The following is a 17,784-nucleotide window of genomic DNA, read 5'->3' on the forward strand; positions in this document are numbered from 1 at the left end:
GAGGATAAAAAGCGTGTTAAGGTTGGCTGAGCAGCCCGGGAGAATGATTTTTGACCTATTTTAGCCTGTATGAAACGGATTGAAGAGTTCCGAATGTACTACAACCATACCATTCATCCGGAATTACTGCGGATGGAACGGCGGCGGCTTCGCCTGATCCGGTTGTTTGTGCTGTCCGGTCTCATTCTTGCGGGCATCTTCCTGCTCGAATTCTACCTTGATATCTGGGTGCTTACCCTTGCGCTTGCCATTCCCATCGGGCTTTTCCTGTTTTACCTGGCCTACAGAATTCAGCGGTTCCGGAACACCTTCAAGCCGAATGTCATCAACCTGGTCCTTGATTTTATTGATGATGGTGTCAATTATGATGTCAACTACCCGTTGGAATATGATCCCAAAGGTTTTATTGACCGCCAGCGCTTTCTGGCCAGCCAAATCTTTGCCACCCCTGCTGAGAGCTATCACGGGGAGGATTTCATCACCGGAAAGGTAGGCAACCTGGAGTTTGAAATGTGTGAGTTGTTTGTTTCAGAAACCTCTCCGGTAAAGAACGGGCTACAGCAGTTGTTCAAGGGCGTGTTCATGCACGCTACTTTTCCGGAGGAAGCAAAAGGCAGGATCATCATCTGGCCAAAAAGGTACCGCCACCGGCACTTCCGGGCCATCCGGGACTTCACCTGGATGGGCGGCGTTGATGTAAGTGAAGAAATCCTGAACCCTGAATTCCAGGAAGCATACCTTGTTTATGCAACCAACAGGACGCACGTTATCGGCATCCTTTCCGAACCCATGCAGCAAGCCATCGTGGATTTCAGAAAAGCAACAGGCAAGGAAATTTATATGTCGTTCATCAACCGGGAAATCTATGCTGCCGTGACGGAAGACAAAGATTTGCTGGAGCCCCATATTCTGCGGTCCAATCTTAGCTTTGAGCTGATCCGGGAGTTTTTTAGCGATATCCACATGCTGCTCGAAATTGCCGAAGACTTTGACCGGACCCATTAGTAGGGCACCGTTTTACCCCTCTTTCAGAACCAGCAGGGGTACAGGCGTATTGAACACCTTCCTGGTCGTGGCACTTACGTGGAAAACTTCCTCCAGAAAGCCCCGCTGCCGCCGTACCATCACCAGCAGTTGCGCACCGCAGTCTATTACAAAGTTATTGATGCTCTCATTGACGTTTTCTTCTTCGAGCTCGTAGTGGAAGGAATGGTCAATGCCGCTAAGCGCCTCATCCACGCTGGGGTCAATGCCATCCTCTTCGAAGGCAGCCGATTGGTGAAAAACACAGACCGGTGCATCAAATGCTTTGGAAATCACCGACAGCGGCTTTACCATTTCGCGATCTTCCAGCCCTTCTTCATCGATGGCCAGCACAATCTTTTCCACCGGAGTATACCTGTAGCCGGCAGGGACCGCAAGTACCGGTACGTCAGCCTGCTTTAGCACGGCATTTGTGGTGCTGCCAAAAAATATCTCCTGCAAACCTGAGGCACCCTGCGTGCCCATCAGTATGAGATCGTAACGGTTGCGGCGGGCAAAGTCGGTGATCAGGTCTACAGTAGGCCCCCGAAGGATTTGGCTATCAATCGTGACACCGTTTTGCAGCCTGGGCTCTACAGCTTTTATAGCCTCAAGGGACTGGTCTACGGCATCCTTTTTCATGAAGTCGCTGACCGAGACGAACATGCCTGCGTTGCTATGCACTTCGTAGGTGTGCAGCAAAGTCAGCTCCACATTGCCTATGGCATTGGCCAGCCCAACCCCGTACTGAAGGGCGCCCATGGCATTGGAAGAGAAATCAGTTGGAATGAGGATTTTTCTCATAAGTATTGGCGTTTTGGAAGGATTCAACATCAATTTAACAGGGTCTCATCAAATCAGGACATGACATCAATCACGTCAGAGGGGTGACATTTGTCATCCTTTACCACCGGGCTTACCTGTTAACTTGCCTGCTGATTTTGCCCTGACTAAGCCATTATCGCAAATACCAATTTCACGTACAAGCATTTTGAGCCAATTATTCAAATCTTTAGTGCCCGAAGAAGCAGCCCTTCAGTTGGAGGCCATTATTCAGTCTGCAACAGATGGCATCATTTCTATTGATACCAGGGGGCGTATGGTTTTAGTCAATCAGGCCGCTGCTCAACTTTTTGGATATTCAAAAGTGGAAATGCTCGGGCAAAGCATCAATATGCTCATGCCCGCGTACCATGCCCAACAGCACGACAACTACATTGCGCGCTACATGAAAACCGGGGAGGCCCAAATCATTGGGATCGGCCGTGAAGTAATGGCACAACGCAAAGACGGTTCCCAATTTCCGATCAGGCTAAGCATTAGCGAAGTGGAAATGGGGGAACGCCGCTTATTCACCGGCATCGTCCACGACCTCACCCAGCAAAAGACGGCAGAATCGGCACTCCAAAGGGAAAAAGAGCGTGCCCAACGGTACCTGAATATCGCTAATACGATCATTGTTATTCTGGACCGCGATGGCAAAATAAAACTGCTCAACGAAAAGGGCCGGAGAATCCTCGAGGTGGAACCCGGCGAAGCTATCGGCAAAGAATGGGTGGACCATTTCATACCCGACAGCTACCGGAGTGAGGTCAAAGTGGTCTTCCGGGCCCTCATGGATGGCAGGGACATTGAGTACTATGAGAATTATGTGCAGTCTGCTTCCGGAAAACAACACCTGGTGGCCTGGCACAACACTCTACTAAGAGATGACAACGGAGAGATCACCGGCACTCTAAGCTCCGGTATTGATATCAGCGCGCAACGGGAAGCAGAAGACCGGATCATCCGGCTCAATCAGGAGCTTGAGAAGCGGGTCGCTGCCCGTACGGAAGAGCTTGCCGAAGTGGTCAATCAGCTGCTTGGCATCAACAAACAGCTAAAGCATGAGATCAAAGAGCGGGAAACCGCCGAGGCTGCACTGAAAACCAAAGAGAAACAGCTGACCACCGCCCTGGAAAAGGAAAAGGAGCTCAACGAGCTCAAATCCCGGTTTGTCTCCATGGCTTCTCATGAGTTCCGGACTCCGCTGAGTACGATCCTGTCCTCTGCTGACCTTATCGAAGCTTACCAAAAAGAAGAACAGCAAAAGAAACGGCTTCGGCATACCCAAAGGATCAAGACCTCGGTAGCCAACCTGACCAGTATTCTCAACGATTTTCTGTCGCTGAGCCGGCTCGAAGAGGGCAAGCTAAGCTTCAACCCTTCCGAATTTGAACTTACAGCAGTCTGGAAGGAAGTGGAAGAGGGCGTACAGGGCATGCTTAAGAAAGGGCAACAGCTAAATATCAAAGGTCTTGATCAAATTCCCGACCTGAATACAGACCGGAGAATACTCCAGAACATTTTCTACAACCTGCTTTCCAATGCCATCAAGTACAGCGGTGAGGGGCAGCCCATAGATTGCAGGGTACATTGTAAAAACGGAGATTTGAAAATCGCCATACAGGACTATGGCATAGGCATTCCTGAATCCGAGCAACAGCATTTATTTACTCGCTTTTTTAGGGCTCACAATGTAGAAAACATACAGGGCACGGGGCTCGGGCTCAATATCGTCAAAGGCTATGTGGATCTCCTGGGCGGGCATATCACTTTTGAAAGCGTACCCGAACAAGGCTCAACATTCAGGGTAACGATCCCCTTAGAGCACCACTAAAAAACACTCAGCTAGCTGTATGCCATGATTACTGGTACCCGCTCCATTTAAAGAACGGGTATTCTAACTATATTTGAGGACTGTAACCAGATAAAAAACAGCGATGAAAAAGATCCTAGTCATTGAAGATAATGAGGAAGTACGTGAAAACCTGGAAGAAATCCTCGAGCTTTCCGGCTATCAGGTGACAACCGCCGAAGATGGCAAAGTAGGGGTGGAAAAAGCCCTGACCAATCCGCCTGACCTCATCCTGTGCGATGTGATGATGCCCCACCTCGATGGGTTTGGCGTGCTCAATATCCTTAGCAAGAAGAGCGCGACTTCCAATGTGCCCTTTATTTTCCTCACGGCAAAAACAGAGAAAGCAGATTTCCGCCGGGGCATGAATCTTGGAGCAGACGACTACGTCACTAAGCCTTTTTACAAGGACGAGCTGCTTGATGTCATCGAAACCCGCCTGGAAAAAAGCGAACGGCTCAAAAAGCAGTTTGACAAAACCGAGCAGGGCCTCACGGCTTTCATCAATGAGGCGAAAGGGTACGAAGAACTCCGCAAACTGTCGGATGAGCGGAAAATCAAACACTACAAGCGGCGAGACCTCATTTTTGAGGAGGGCGACTATCCACGCTATCTCTACTTTGTCAAATCAGGGAAAGCCAAAGTCTTTAAGACCAACGAGGACGGGAAGGAATACATCATTGAAATCTGCAAGGAAGGGGACTTCTTCGGCTACCTGGACCTGCTGAAAGAAGAAAAATACACAGAGTCAGCAGCTGCCATGGAGGAGACAGAGATCAGCCTGATCCCCAAGGAGGATTTCTCAAAGCTGTTGAATGCCAACCGGGATGTAGCTTCCCAGATGATTAAAATGCTGGCCAGCAACGTCACTGCCAAGGAGGAACAACTGCTCAACCTGGCGTACAATTCCGTGCGGCGGCGAGTAGCGGATGCCATCCTGCTCCTTCATGAAAAACAGGGCGAAGGCAACATCAGTATTCTGCGGGACGACCTGGCGCGGATCGTAGGAACCGCCAAGGAGAGTGTTATCCGTATGCTCACAGAGTTCAAGGAAGATGGCTACATAGAAGTGATTGACGGTGCGATCAAGATCGTTGATCCGGAGGGGCTTCGCAATATGCATGCTTAAAAAACTCCGGCAGGCCACGGTGGCCCACCTAACAGAAGAAGCAGCTGAACGTACGCTCAGCTGCTTCTTTTAGTTTGGTCTGAAATGTTGGAACTATTGCCCCAGGATGTAGCGTATGCCTACATTTCCATAGCCAGCACCGAAGCCACTCCCGTAGCCGTTGATGAAAACCGTTGGCACCCAGTCTACGCTTATGTTAACCGGAGTGCCCCTAAATGCATAGTCCAGCCCCAGGTAGCCTTGTATACCGAAGGACGCGGCCGAATTGTTGTCATCAAGAAAGGGATCATTGAAGTTCCAAAAGAAGACACTAGCTCCGCCACCATAGTACCAGTACAGTCCTTCAAGCCCTTCAATGTCTAACAGGTTGTGGACCTGATAACTCGCGCTGAGGTTTACCCAACGTCCATACCCCCCTCCACGTGTCCCAACGTAGGCTTCTACGGCGTGTCCGTTATCATTCAGAAAATGCTTGATAGAAAGGGAAAGTGGATAACCAAGCCGGGCACCCACAGCAGTACGGTATTCTTGTGCAGTAGCAGAATTAGTAATCAGCATAAAGCTGAATAGCAATGGCAGGAAAAACAATAGTCTTTTCATAGTAAAAAGTTTATGGTTAATTAGGAGTAAACTTTTTATCCGATTCACATAATACGTTGTAAGACTATCCCTTTATTCAAACATCAAATATAGACGTTTCATTGGAATAACGATAAATCAGGTACTTTTTTCTCCCTATCATTGCATAAAACTGACGAGCTGCTCAATCTCATACAGGTCGGGAATACTCTCCAGAAAGTTAGCATCCTTGCAGGATAACTCCAGGTGAATGACCGTCCGTCCATCCTCCGACAAGCAGTAAATATGCTTCCTGAAAAAATCATAATAGCGTACCCGCTCCCGCTCCGTATAGGTTAGTGCAGGTTGCCCGCCCAGAGTGGTTGCAGCAGTGGCTTTTTCCAAATTAGCGCCCGCCCAGTCTTCCAGCGATAGCCCATCGGAAGGCAGGAATTCGTACACCACCCGGGACTGCCCGTAGTCGCCTTGCTTGTACAACTTTTGAATGCTTCTTTCCAGTTGCCAGCCCTTTGGATAGATCAGAATGAGTCCATGCTCCACCGTATCTGCCTTGTAATCCGCTTCAAGTTCCGCAGGCGAAGGCAATACCGGTGGATGCGCCTGCCCCCGGGCATCGAGGTACCCGAAGCGGTCATCGGATACGAATTGCGCCACGGCATTATTTTCCGCCAGTATCTGACAAAGTTCCTGCGTGGTGGTGTAATCCCCGCAACCTTTAAGCATCCGGTACCTGATGGGTGTCAGCAGCTCCCCTGTCGTCTTTAGCAGGCCAAAGCGCCCCTCCTGCTGCCCTACGAGCACACCCTTTGCCAGTGCCCGCAAATGCCCATAGACGGGCTCAATAATCAATTGCCCCTCCCGGTTGATAAAGCCCCAGCTATTGTCCTGCGTTTGTACCAGGTAGCCGTCCAGGTTCACCGGAATGAGACCGGCGTATTTGCCCGGGCTAATGACCCACTGCCCTTGGGTATCAATAACGCCGGTTTGCCCGTTTTCCAACGCTACGGCCTGATGGCCATGAAAGGGGTGTATGCGGTCAAACTGTGGCGACAGGAGCATGGCGGCGCGATCGTTGATCAGGCCCATTTCCCCACCTGCAAAAGCCCAGTAGGTGGTGTCATCACGTGGGATCAGGCGTTCATACACGAAAGGCACCAGCGTATCGCCTGAAAGATGCAGTATCCCCTGCCCTCCATTGCGTTGAGCCAGCAGCAGGCTGTCGCCTAAATATTCCAGCTTTTCAAAGTAGATGGGGAACAACGTTCTGCCGTCCGTTTGTACCAAACCATACCGCTCTTCCAGTTTGACCAGGGCAAGGCGGGGGTGCACCGGCTCAATCGCATCGTATTGGGCGGGGAGCGTCGCACGGTTCTCCCCATCACGCAGCCCGGTCCGGCCTTTTTCTGTGAAGGTTTGAAAGTGTGAGGCATTAGCTGCGTCACGCCAACGCCTAAGTTTGCGGGGTACTTCCTGTATGGCATTTAGCCAGACCCAGTCTTCCTGAGCACCGTCCGCTGTAGCGACCTGCCAGCCCCAGGATTGCCTGGACTTAATCTGGTACACCAAAGCTTCCCGCTGATCGGCACGCTGAATACTTAGCGCCTCTCCTTTTACCTGCCACCTTGCCGTTGTTGATTGTGCGCTACGCCCGTCCCAGTAACGGGCATGCCCATTATCTGCCAGCAGCCAGTATGCGGCTCCGCCCTGCACGGCCATCCAGCCAGAAGCATCTTCCGTTGCCTGCACCATCCGCCGCTCTACAAGCTGCTGCTGTCCGGATAGCCGGTTGTGTACCAACTGCCGGTCCCAATGACCAGACTTATCCCAACGGTATTCATAGGTCCGCCAGGCGGCCAGTTGCCCCTTATCGAGCAAGGCTTCTGCCACAGGCCAGCCTTCCGCGTTGAGCAAATAAGCAAACGCCCGCTGCCCATCTATGCTGACCAACGAAAGGCGACTAGCTTCAGGCGTACCGGAAAGCTCAGGCATTACGGCGAGCAGCGTATCCATAGCTGCGGTCGGGGTCGCTGCGGGTCTCAGGGCGGTGGTGTCATAAAACAACCCGGCCGTGCCTGGAGCTCTGTACCACTGCTGACCGGTGTGAAGCCGGGCATGCATTGCACCCTCTTCGCCCAATTCCAATGTCCACTTTTGGGCGGCCCCGTAAACGGGCATACGGGTTACCTGTAGCTGATCCACGCCATCGGGCCGGCTGCATTCGACCTCAGACAAGGTAGCCTGCTCAAAATCCCATGCCCCGGTCTGCTCACTGACGGTGTAAGTCAACAGATAGGCACGCGTACCGGGCGCATCAGCCGGAAAGAGCCATTGAGGAGCAGTCTGCGCTAAGACACCTGTGACAGACAGGTAAAAAACGGTGGCGATAAAAAGGCCCGCCCGAAGCGAATTAATCATATGCTCAAAATTTTCTCTTACCAAAATAAATCGGCAGCAATGCCGTCTGCCATAAAACGGTGGGTACCGGGCAGCCAGTATTTGCCATGCGCAGAAACCACCTGCCCCGCCGCCTCAAAACGGGCAACTTCCCGCTCAAAGTGTGCCGCATATTCCACTCCAAACCGGCTCCGGATAGTGTGCAGGCTAACCCCCCAGATGGTCCGAAGACCGGTCATCACATATTCATTGTACTGATCGGCGGTGCTGAGGCCCTCTTTTTCAAACAGCCCTAAGCCGATAGCCTGGCCCAGATCAGAGGTTGCCATCGCTTTGAGGTACTTCGCGTTATTGGCCACGTTCCACTGCCGGCTATGCCCGTTGAAGCTGTGGGCAGAGGGGCCAATGCCGAGGTAGGGCTCCCCTTTCCAGTAGCTGCTGTTGTGCAGGGCGTAGCGCCCGGGCAGGGCAAAGTTGGACACCTCGTACTGCTCATACCCTGCGGCGCTTGTCATTTCTACCAGCATCTCAAAGTGGCGGGCAGCGGCGGCTTCCTCCACCGGGGGGACTTTGCCTTTTCTGACAAAATAGTCGAGGGCGGTCTGCGGCTCTACCGTCAGAGCATAGGCGGAAAAGTGGGGTACTTCGGCCTCCAGGACAGCCTTCAGATTGGCTGCCCAATGCGCATCAGGCATGGTGGGCGCGCCGTAGATGAGGTCGACGGTAAGGTCGCGGAAACCAGCGGCGCGGGCGCGTTCCACACACTGACGGGCTTCAGCCGCATTATGTGCCCGGTTGAAAAAGGTGAGGTCTTCTTCGTAAAAAGACTGAATGCCAATGCTCAGCCGGTTGACCGGCGATGCGCGGAGGGCTTGCAGCTTTTCCGGTGTGAGGTCATCGGGGTTGGCCTCAAGGGTGATTTCGGCATCCGGCGCAAGTTCGAAGTGCCGGGCAACGGCGTCGAAAAACGCAGCCAGTTCCTCCGCTTCCAGCAGGCTGGGTGTCCCCCCGCCAAAGTAAAGGCTTTGCAAAGGCTCCTGTGGCAGGTAGCCCGCGCGCCAGTGCAGCTCCTTCAGCATGGCTTCCACTACCTGCGACTTGTACTTTAGCGAGGTGGAGAAGTGGAAATTGCAGTAGTGGCAGGCTTGCTTGCAAAATGGAATATGAAAATAAATACCTGGCATGTACCGTAGTTTAAGCCTCTAAAAACGATTCTAAGGCTTCCAATAGTGCCTTCGGTGCCTCGGCGTGCACCCAGTGCCCGGCTTTCTCAATAGTCTTAAGCTGATAGTTAGGGAAGTGGGCTTCCAGGTCAGGCAGGTCGCTGTCCTGAATGTAATCGGAGCGCCCGCCGCGCACAAACAGCGTGGGCCCTTCGAAGGGCGCGTGCTGCCCGGGCAAAGCATCCAGGATATCAGCATAGTGGTTCCACAGGGCATCCAGGTTCATTTTCCAACGGTAAGCACCGGATTTGCTGCGGGTCAGGTTTTTTAACAAAAACTGCCGGATGCCAAGGCTTTTGATCTGCGCTTCCAGCATATCCTCGGCTGCTCCCCGGCTGTCGATCGCGGACAGGTCCAGGCTTTGCAGGGCTTTGAATATCTCCTCATGCCCGCCGGTATAGGCTTTGGGGGCAATGTCCACCACAATCAATTTGTCCACCATGTCCGGGTAATGTTGGGCGAAGGCCATGGCTGTTTTGCCGCCCATGGAGTGCCCCAGGATGTGGGCTTTGAAAATCCAGTGAGACTCCATAAAGTGGTGCAGGTCCTCGGCCATGGCGGTATAGGTATGTGCCTCATCGTGGGGCGAACGTCCGTGGTTGCGCTGGTCTACCAGATAAACGGTGAAGTGCTCCGCCAGTTTTTTGCCAAGGGTCTGCCAATTATCGAGGGTGCCGAACAGCCCGTGCAGTATGATGAGCGGTTCGCCTTGTCCGAAGCTTTTATAGTTGAGTTCGAGCATGGGTGAATTTTGGTTTGTGCTAAGGTAGCACAAACAATCAGAAGGTATGCAGCTGCAAAAATTAGCATTTTTAGACAAACCAACTCACATAACGAACACAGAGGTATATGGTTTATTCCGTTCCCCCTGAAGTCTACTCTTATCTCACCAGATGTACTTCCCCCGACTCAGTCTGCTGAAACGCAGCCAATCCATCCCGAAAAGTAATCGAAAGAAAATAAGTATATACACCACCTACACAAGGCTCGCCTCTACAAACCCCATCCCAGCTATTGTTAATATTATTACTGATAAAGACTTGACTACCCCAGCGATCAAAAATTTCCAAATGAAAGGACTGCACCTGACATTGCCCTTGCACCAGAAAACGGTCATTCGCCCCGTCCCCGTTGGGTGAAAAGGCATTGGGGACATAATAGCACGAACCCTGCTCTACCTGACTACAATCTAAACCGTTGTAAACAGCACTATCCAAAATACCACAGTAGGTATGTACGGCATAAACATAGCTCTCTCCAAGCGTATCCAATGTAAGCGTGCCAGCAACCAACTGTTGCCCAATGTAATATTCAACCTCTTCTGCAACAGGCAAAACAACGGACAGTCTATCCCCTGCGCAATAGTCTGTCGATACCAAAGCGCTGTCGTCAAATCGGCTGACCACCCCCGAGCAATCCTGCACCTCTATCGTAAAAGTGCCAATCTGCCCGCATTCATCCAGAAAAACAACAGCCTCATAAAAACCTGGGACTTCAAAGACCCGTGAGCCACCTGAAACCAGACTTCCTTCCAATTCATACGAACGGTAGGCAGTGGTATCAAAAAAGTACGATTGCCCGGCTAGCAGGATCGTATCTGCCGGGACTAACGATGCCACCCGGTAAAGGCTTACATCATCAATAAAGTGAAAATCCGTAAAGCCAATAACTGTATCAAGATAAACGGTAGCTTCGTCCGGGGTAAAATTGCCCAGCACCAGCATATCTTCGTCTCCATCTGCCTCAAAACACCCCCCTATTTTCACCCACTGCCCTGTAGGAAGGAACTCGGTATTACTCAGGTCAGGCACTGCCAGAAGGATATCGTCATCAAAGACAAGACCGGCACTGTTGGTCAGAAGAAGCTGATAATTTTGGGTAATGACCTGAAAAGGCAAGGTGTAAATCCAGAAAGCTCCATAGTAACGCTCAGGGCGAAGTGGCGCTTCAAGCGGATAAGCCAAATACTCCCGCGTAACATTAGGCGGTGTAGGATCACTGTCAAACCATACACAAGAAGATAAACCTGTACCGCTGTGAGGAGCAGGTAGGATCGCAGGGTTCTGACCAAAATAATCACAATTCATATAGTTTGGCGTGCCAAAAAAAGTCACCCAGTCCGTAGCATACCCTTCGAAGTGCCCTTCGTCTGTAGGGCACTGCTCGAACGATTCGAAGTCACCATTAGGAATCAGGTTCTGCCCGGGTAATTGGCCCGGGCAGAACGATGCTATCAGAAAAACATATAGGATTTTAGTGCTTGACAAATCTCAGCGGTTTGATTTGGGGATGGTTGACCCGAATAAGATAAACCCCGCCGGGTAACTTAGATACATCTAACCGGGTTTGAACATCATTCAGCTGAAAGGATGTGATCGCACGGCCATTTACGTCCAGCACCTCAGCCGATAAGCCCGGCTGCAGACCACTTATATTGACATACAGCTCTGATTGTACAGGGTTGGGGTAAACCCAAGCCCCATTCGAACCATTGGTGCCTACCGGAACAAATTGCCTCGTCTCTCCTCCTCCTCCTTGAAAATTTTCATTGGGATCTATTGTGAAATAGCTGTAGGCAGACACTTCCCCACAATTATTAGCAGCTACGCATTCTACTTTGAAACATTTCCCGAGATGATTATTGTCATCCAGGAAATACTCGTCCCCGTTCGCATCCTCAAAGTTTGCAAAACTATAGGCGGCAGGCTGGGTTAAACCGTTTAATGATTCCGTATTTGAAAGCACCAAAAGCTCATCTGAACCTGTAGTACATTCTACTTCATAAATATTATAAGTGATTTCATCAAGTGGCTCACTGGAGGAGATTACAGGCAAAATTGAGGTGGTGATTTTTCCAAGAGCAGGCCCATTGGGTGTTAGGGCAATCGCCTCTGACCCATCGTTTGGGGGATCAGTTCCGTTATTACTGTCCACATCAAAAGGGACACCGAATTGAAAATCAACACTGGCGTTTGAAATCCCATTAATGTAGAGGTAGTGGCTCCAGGTATTGGTTAATCCCCTATTTTGGATACACCCAACTTCTTTTTTATTACAGCAGCCCTGTGTAATTTCAAGTTCTACCAAATCACCAACTACACCTTGAACAAAGGGGTCAATATCAAAATGGTAACGCTCACAACCTTCCGAAAGACCAACACTTGGCCGACCTCCAATCCGCAGACAATTAGGCGAACCAAGGAGGCTAACCCGATTCCCAAAACGGTCCAGTCCAAACAATTTTGCGCTGAAACACACCTCTTCTGTTGTCCCCCAATAATATGTTGACGCAAAGGGTTCACTGATGTTTATACAATTCCCACTGTTCACACAATATTCCTGAGGACTGAAATCAATATCAAAGGGAGCACTATTGGGATCTAAAACTACATTATTGTTTTGTGGCCCATAAAAAACCTCAGGCTGAACCAGCAATTCGAAATCAACCGAAGACTGATTGCCCTGGCTTGGAAAATAAATGTAAGAAGTTGGATCGGTTATCCCCATCGGAGAAATAACTTTTATATTCCAGAAACTATCCGTACCTGAAACATTAAATGAATAGTCTCCATTAATATCGGTAGTTGTTTGGTATGTCAGGAACATAGCGCCTACACTACCTCTAACCTGAACCGTTACCCCCTCAAGAGGAGTATCTGAACAAGCTAAATAAACTGTTCCAGAATATTGAACCCCATAAAGGAATACCAAATTTGTGAATAAAAAAGCGAAGGTAATAATTGTTCTCATTGTCAAAGGAGCGTTTATAGTTTACAGGAGTATTCAAACTTGGCCTTACTATTGTCTACTACGCCACAAATGTCGTGTAGGATTGCACCCGTTTATATATTCCCTGTTTTTGAATTAATGCCTACTCTTTCAGAGGTTTTCAGCAACCCCCTCTGTAGCTACTTTGCGAAAATAAACTCCTTCACTGCAATTTTTTTGCAGTGAATCAAAATCCCCCCCGCAGGACCAGACATTCCTTTGGAGTCAGGTTTTAAGAACCCAAAATGCAACTGATGGTTTGTAGTGCTGTAGAAATAACTGCCGCGTATGGAACAATATTCAATTTCCGCACCCAACTCCTTAAGCACTGCAAGATAATTATATATAGTACGTTCAGCGATTCTCGGTTTAGAATATTATTCTAGCAAAGGGAAATCTAAAGAAGGTCCTTTTGCGATAAATTTATAAATAGCGTTCATTGACAAAGCAGGCATAAGATCAAAGACTTGTCGGACTTTTTGCCACAGGTTCTTTTTGGAACCACTTTTTTGCCAGGCTTTTCGAAAAACAAAATCCAAAGCCTGACTAATTTGGTCGACCAAAAACGCCAGTAGCATGAGTAGGGCAAAATTGGTAGCCAGATATTTTTTACCATGCCCATAGTTATGTTCCAGATGGTACCCTTGATTTTTCAAGGTGTTGAAAGTTTCATTTTCAATTTTCCACCGCGAACGACCTACGGCTACGACCTCTTTGACATTGGCTTTAGTAATTGGAATATCTGTAATCCAGCTATTGGCATAAACGGTTTTACCCGTTTTGATGTCTACTTGCTGGTATTCCACATAGTTGACCAATTGTTCCTGATGCTGGCCATTGAGAATCAAGCCATTGACAAATCGAACGGTGCTCTTCGTTTTTCCGTTTGACCAGGAATGTTGCTCCAGCTTATTTTGCTCAGCCAGGCGCTGAGCCTGGGCCAAGACATAGCCCTCTTTGATGGCAATAACAAAGCTGGCCTGATGTTCTTTGATCAGTTTAACCATGGGGCCAGTAGCATAAAGCCCATCCAGCACAAAGAGCAATTTATCTTGCTTTAGCTCTTTGCATATTCTTGGAATAAGGCGTTTTGCTGCATTTTGCTCGCAATCATTTTTAGTGGCTCCATCTTGACGGACAATGGCTTCGCCGCCTACAGGAAAAACGGTCTTTACATCTGGATGCATTTGTACGGCACCCAACATCTGGTGATAATAACGTTTTTCTCCGTTGCGTAGGGTTTTAACCAAACAATGAGGACAGGACTTTTTACCAGAGCAAAAATAGCCGGTGCCGTCGATGCTAATAGAGGTATAACCATCAAGAACCTGACGAGATTCCCAAAGGCCCTCGCTGCGTAACTCATCAATGAGTACAGGGAAGGCCGGATGCAATTGCGTCGGATTAACCCCGTCAATAGTTTCGCGAAGAGCCGTGTCTTCTGGTATTTGCTCAACACCATAGACCGTGCGCAGGTTATGCTTACGAACTTCACACTGGAAATTCTGCCGAAACATCAGCAACGAAGGCGATTTGAGCGAAAACATGGCAAATGCACCTTTTAAAACGTCGGCCAGCATATAGCTCGCATTTGAACGCCTGTGGTCTTTAATCTGGCCAAAAAATTGGCCCAATTGTTTTGTCAAGTAATCAAACATCCAACTTTTTGGATGCAGCTTAATATTTTTTGACTTTTTAACCAAATTTTATTTCAAACCGAGAATCGCTGTAGTACGTTCACTTACATCAAACTTTCGTGCCAAGTCTATCGGACGACCAGTACCTTTACGGCGGATGAGTGCATCAAGTCGTTTTAATTGGTTTAATTGTTCGATGAGTTTCATAGAAAGCTTGGCTGTAAGAATACTAAAAATACAAGAAAAAATATAATTATTCAAGCAGACAATGACTTTTAAGTCTTAATATCTTTTGACAACCTTCAACATGCGCTATGTTAAAATTAGGCAGTAAGATTCGGAGCAACACGAACAAATCTTTTTGAGATTGTTTTAGCGGTCTATCTAACCAACATAAAATCAATAAGAACAGGAACAAACTTTCAAAGCACAGAATTACTTCTTTACCAAAAATCCTAATTTCCATAAAAATGCTTTAGTACACATAAGCCGATGCCGGCGTACGCCCCTCCTCCCAGTCTCCCTCCGTACGGTAAGGGTGGAAACGGCAGAACAGCTCCTCTTTGTACCAGCCCAATTCACGGGTACGGCGCACCACCTCTTTGTGGTATTTGCTGCGGTAGGCGTAGGCGGTCATGAGTTCACTGTTTTGCCAGAGGCTGAAGGTGGCCTGCTGTACAAGGGGTAGCTCACCAATGCCTACAGAAAAGAGTAGCCCTTCCTTATCCTCCACCGAGCGGCTTACCGGGGGCACAAAACGCCAGAAGCGCCAAAGGTGGTGGGGGTAGATAGTCGCCCGGGTGATCACCGCCACCGGACGGGCGGGGTCGTAGTCTGTAGTGATGGGGAAAGGCATTTCACCTTCCCATTCACCATGTGCCTTAGCGGCCTCCATGTAGACCGTCCACCAACCGGCGCAACGCTCCCGGAATTCCGCAAACAGCGCATGTTTTTGAAAGAAGCGCGCGGCCGCACCTTCGTTTTCCCATACTCCAAGCAGACCATAAACGCCGAAGTTGGGCCAGATGCTAAAGCCATTGCCCGCCCCGCTGCCCAGCATTTTGTGGAAACGCAGCCCCTCTACCTGAGCCAGCGCCTCGCCGGCCAGCCCCATTTGCTTGAAGCCCCACCACCGGTCGGGCAGAGACTGATACCGGAAAAAAGAAATGGTGGTAATGGATTGAGATGCAGCCATAGTTGTGTTGTATTGATGAGTACAACAGCAGCAACCGGGGCAATTGTTGCGCCCACGTTAAAAAAGCCTTTGTGCGTTAAATCGAGGTTAAACAACGGGCTATTGAGGCACCCAAACATAAGGATGTTGCGTTATGGTGTTGTGTTCCGTACATTCGTCAAAAAATCAAAAACAACGAAAATATGAACCAGTTATCACTAAAGAAGGCGCTGCTGACCCTGACCATCGTGGCGGCCGGCACCTTCACCACCTTCGCCCAGCGCATTGCCTATGTGAATGTCAATACCATTCTGGAAAGCATTGACGAATACCAGGCAGCGCAGCGTGACTTGGACAAAACTGCGCAGGTATGGCGGCAGGAAATCGCTCAGGAATACGATAAAATCAAGGGGATGTACAACCGCTATCAGGCGGAGCAGGTCCTTTTGAGCGAAGACGAGCGTCAGCGCCGTGAGGAAGAAATCATGGGCAAGGAGCAGGAAGTGCGCGACCTGCAGAAGTCCCGCTTCGGCCCGGAAGGCGATTTATTCAAGCTGCGGCAGGACCTGGTGCGCCCCATTCAGGAACGCGTCTACGCTGCGATTGAAGAATATGCTCAGGAGCGCGGCTATGACTTCATTTTTGATAAATCCAGCGGTGCCGGCATGATCTTTTCCAACCCGTCTTACGACAAAACGGAAGACGTCATGAAGAAGCTGAAGTAATAAGGTGCAGGATTTCAGGCAAAAAAGCGCGAAATTCTTATTTTTGCACCCGCAAAAAACAAAGATCAACCATTTGATCCAATACAAATTCAAACCGCATACGAATGAAAAGTTTGTTGAAAATCACTTGTCTTGTAGCCCTCTTTGCAGCGACCGCTGGTACGCTACAGGCCCAAAAGTTTGGCTATGTCAACTCTGCAGCTATCCTGGCTGAAATGCCGGAGGTAAAGCAAGCGGATGCCAACCTTGAAGCCCTGCAAAAGCAGTTGCAGAAAAAAGGCCAGAGCATGCTGGAGCAGTTGCAGCAGGACTATGGTGCCTTGCAGCAGAAAGTTCAGAGCGGCGACTTGTCTCCTAAGCAACAGGAGGAAGAAGCACAAAAGCTTCAAAAGCGCGAGCAGGAAATTGCTGCTTTTGAGCAGGACATGCGCAAGCAGGTTTCCGATAAGCGTGAAGAACTACTGGGCCCGATCTACGAGAAGGTCAATCAGGCCATCAAGGATGTGGCAGAAGAAAATGGCTTCCAATTCATTTTCGACCAGAACGTGCTGCTTTACGCTGAAGACTCTCAGAATGTGAATGATTTGGTAAAGGCGAAGCTGGCCAACTAAGCCTGCCGGCAATGCCCAACCTACCCATCGGTATATTTGATTCTGGCATAGGCGGCCTATCGGTCGCCCGTGCCATTATCGATTTACTCCCTTCTGAGCCCCTCCTCTATTTCGGCGATACCGCCCGTATTCCCTACGGCACTAAGCCTGCCAATACCATCCGTCAGTACAGCCTGGATATTACCCGTTACCTGATCGAGTCAGGTGCTAAAGCTATTGTGGTGGCTTGCAATACCGCCTCTGCTGCTGCATTGGGCACCTTGCGGTCTGCCTGGCCAGACATACCCATTGTAGGTATGGAGCCGGCCGTCAAGCCTGGTGCCAACGCCACACAGACCGGTGTGGTGGGCGTACTCGCTACCGCCGGCACGTTTAAAAGTCAGCGCTATGCGGACCTCATGCAACGCTACGCCAGTGGCATCACGCTGCTGGAAGACCCTTGCATTGGCCTGGTGGAACAAATCGAAGCCGGCGAGCTCAACACCCCCGCTACCCGGCAACTCCTGGAGGCGATCCTGTTGCCTATGATCCGGCAGCAGGCCGATACCTTTGTGCTGGGCTGTACCCACTACCCTTTCGTGGCACCGCTACTGCAGGACATCATCGGCCCGGAACGAACTATCATCAACCCGGCTCCCGCCGTAGCCCGCCAACTACAGCGAGTCCTTACCGAGCATCGCTTGCTCGCCTCCCCTTCTGCGGGAACCAACCACCAACTCTTCTTTTCCGGCCCTCTGCAGGGCACCGAAGCCCTCGCCCGGCATATGATCGGACCTGATTTCACCGTAGAGCGCCTTTCAATATAAAAAAAGCCGGCAGTGACGTGCACTACCGGCTCTGATCA

At 49.9% G+C, this 17,784-nt stretch carries 16 protein-coding genes; 6 read left to right on the plus strand and 10 right to left on the minus strand.

Going from position 1 to position 17,784, the window contains the following annotated elements:
* The first annotated feature begins 69 nt into the window (after nt 1-69).
* Nucleotides 70-1,005 (plus strand): DUF3137 domain-containing protein, encoded by a 936-nt coding sequence (locus tag IX84_RS04005; protein ID WP_081968603.1) that lies wholly within the window; start codon nt 70-72, stop codon nt 1,003-1,005.
* Between the two features lie 12 nt (nt 1,006-1,017).
* Here IX84_RS04005 and IX84_RS04010 read toward each other — a convergent pair whose 3' ends face one another.
* Complete coding sequence (locus tag IX84_RS04010) at nt 1,018-1,827, minus strand: universal stress protein (RefSeq protein WP_044216760.1); 810 nt, start codon at nt 1,825-1,827, stop codon at nt 1,018-1,020.
* A 211-nt stretch (nt 1,828-2,038) separates the two neighbouring features.
* Here IX84_RS04010 and IX84_RS04015 point away from each other — a divergent pair, with 211 nt between their 5' ends.
* Nucleotides 2,039-3,682: a PAS domain-containing sensor histidine kinase gene (locus IX84_RS04015; RefSeq protein ID WP_160213655.1), complete on the plus strand. Its 1,644-nt coding sequence runs from the start codon at nt 2,039-2,041 to the stop codon at nt 3,680-3,682.
* 103 nt (nt 3,683-3,785) lie between these two features.
* Nucleotides 3,786-4,829 (plus strand): response regulator, encoded by a 1,044-nt coding sequence (locus IX84_RS04020; RefSeq protein ID WP_044216761.1) that lies wholly within the window; start codon nt 3,786-3,788, stop codon nt 4,827-4,829.
* Nucleotides 4,830-4,922: 93 nt separating this feature from the next.
* Here IX84_RS04020 and IX84_RS04025 read toward each other — a convergent pair whose 3' ends face one another.
* The 9 genes from IX84_RS04025 to IX84_RS04060 form a co-directional block, all read right to left on the minus strand.
* The gene (locus tag IX84_RS04025) at nt 4,923-5,429 is read right to left on the minus strand and encodes a hypothetical protein (protein WP_044216762.1); all 507 of its coding nucleotides are present in this window, start codon (nt 5,427-5,429) and stop codon (nt 4,923-4,925) included.
* A gap of 138 nt (nt 5,430-5,567) precedes the next feature.
* On the minus strand, nt 5,568-7,823 hold the full coding sequence (locus IX84_RS04030; RefSeq protein ID WP_044216764.1) for a WG repeat-containing protein: 2,256 nt from the start codon (nt 7,821-7,823) through the stop codon (nt 5,568-5,570).
* Between the two features lie 17 nt (nt 7,824-7,840).
* A complete protein-coding gene (gene hemW, locus IX84_RS04035; protein WP_044216765.1) occupies nt 7,841-8,986 on the minus strand; it encodes a radical SAM family heme chaperone HemW in 1,146 nt (381 codons plus the stop codon).
* 10 nt (nt 8,987-8,996) lie between these two features.
* Nucleotides 8,997-9,767 carry an alpha/beta fold hydrolase gene (locus tag IX84_RS04040; protein ID WP_044216766.1) on the minus strand — a complete coding sequence of 257 codons (771 nt, stop codon included), beginning with the start codon at nt 9,765-9,767 and terminating at the stop codon, nt 8,997-8,999.
* 139 nt (nt 9,768-9,906) lie between these two features.
* Nucleotides 9,907-11,292, minus strand: a complete 1,386-nt coding sequence (locus IX84_RS04045; RefSeq protein ID WP_044216768.1) for a gliding motility-associated C-terminal domain-containing protein — start codon at nt 11,290-11,292, stop codon at nt 9,907-9,909.
* The gene (locus IX84_RS04050; protein WP_081968606.1) at nt 11,279-12,775 is read right to left on the minus strand and encodes a T9SS type A sorting domain-containing protein; all 1,497 of its coding nucleotides are present in this window, start codon (nt 12,773-12,775) and stop codon (nt 11,279-11,281) included. Before IX84_RS04050 ends, IX84_RS04045 begins: the two co-directional genes overlap by 14 nt.
* A gap of 395 nt (nt 12,776-13,170) precedes the next feature.
* Nucleotides 13,171-14,451: a transposase gene (locus tag IX84_RS04055; RefSeq protein ID WP_052515752.1), complete on the minus strand. Its 1,281-nt coding sequence runs from the start codon at nt 14,449-14,451 to the stop codon at nt 13,171-13,173.
* A 48-nt stretch (nt 14,452-14,499) separates the two neighbouring features.
* Nucleotides 14,500-14,637 carry a hypothetical protein gene (locus IX84_RS33270; protein WP_160213656.1) on the minus strand — a complete coding sequence of 46 codons (138 nt, stop codon included), beginning with the start codon at nt 14,635-14,637 and terminating at the stop codon, nt 14,500-14,502.
* A gap of 268 nt (nt 14,638-14,905) precedes the next feature.
* Nucleotides 14,906-15,625, minus strand: a complete 720-nt coding sequence (locus IX84_RS04060) for a hypothetical protein (protein WP_044216774.1) — start codon at nt 15,623-15,625, stop codon at nt 14,906-14,908.
* A 182-nt stretch (nt 15,626-15,807) separates the two neighbouring features.
* Here IX84_RS04060 and IX84_RS04065 point away from each other — a divergent pair, with 182 nt between their 5' ends.
* The 3 genes from IX84_RS04065 (at nt 15,808) to murI (ending at nt 17,746) form a co-directional block, all read left to right on the plus strand.
* Complete coding sequence (locus IX84_RS04065; protein WP_044216776.1) at nt 15,808-16,329, plus strand: OmpH family outer membrane protein; 522 nt, start codon at nt 15,808-15,810, stop codon at nt 16,327-16,329.
* A 104-nt stretch (nt 16,330-16,433) separates the two neighbouring features.
* Nucleotides 16,434-16,940: an OmpH family outer membrane protein gene (locus tag IX84_RS04070; protein WP_044216778.1), complete on the plus strand. Its 507-nt coding sequence runs from the start codon at nt 16,434-16,436 to the stop codon at nt 16,938-16,940.
* An 11-nt stretch (nt 16,941-16,951) separates the two neighbouring features.
* Nucleotides 16,952-17,746 carry a glutamate racemase gene (murI, locus tag IX84_RS04075; RefSeq protein ID WP_044216779.1) on the plus strand — a complete coding sequence of 265 codons (795 nt, stop codon included), beginning with the start codon at nt 16,952-16,954 and terminating at the stop codon, nt 17,744-17,746.
* The last annotated feature ends 38 nt before the right edge of the window (nt 17,747-17,784 follow it).

The sequence above is a fragment of the Phaeodactylibacter xiamenensis genome (assembly GCF_000759025.1).
GTDB lineage: Bacteria > Bacteroidota > Bacteroidia > Chitinophagales > Saprospiraceae > Phaeodactylibacter > Phaeodactylibacter xiamenensis.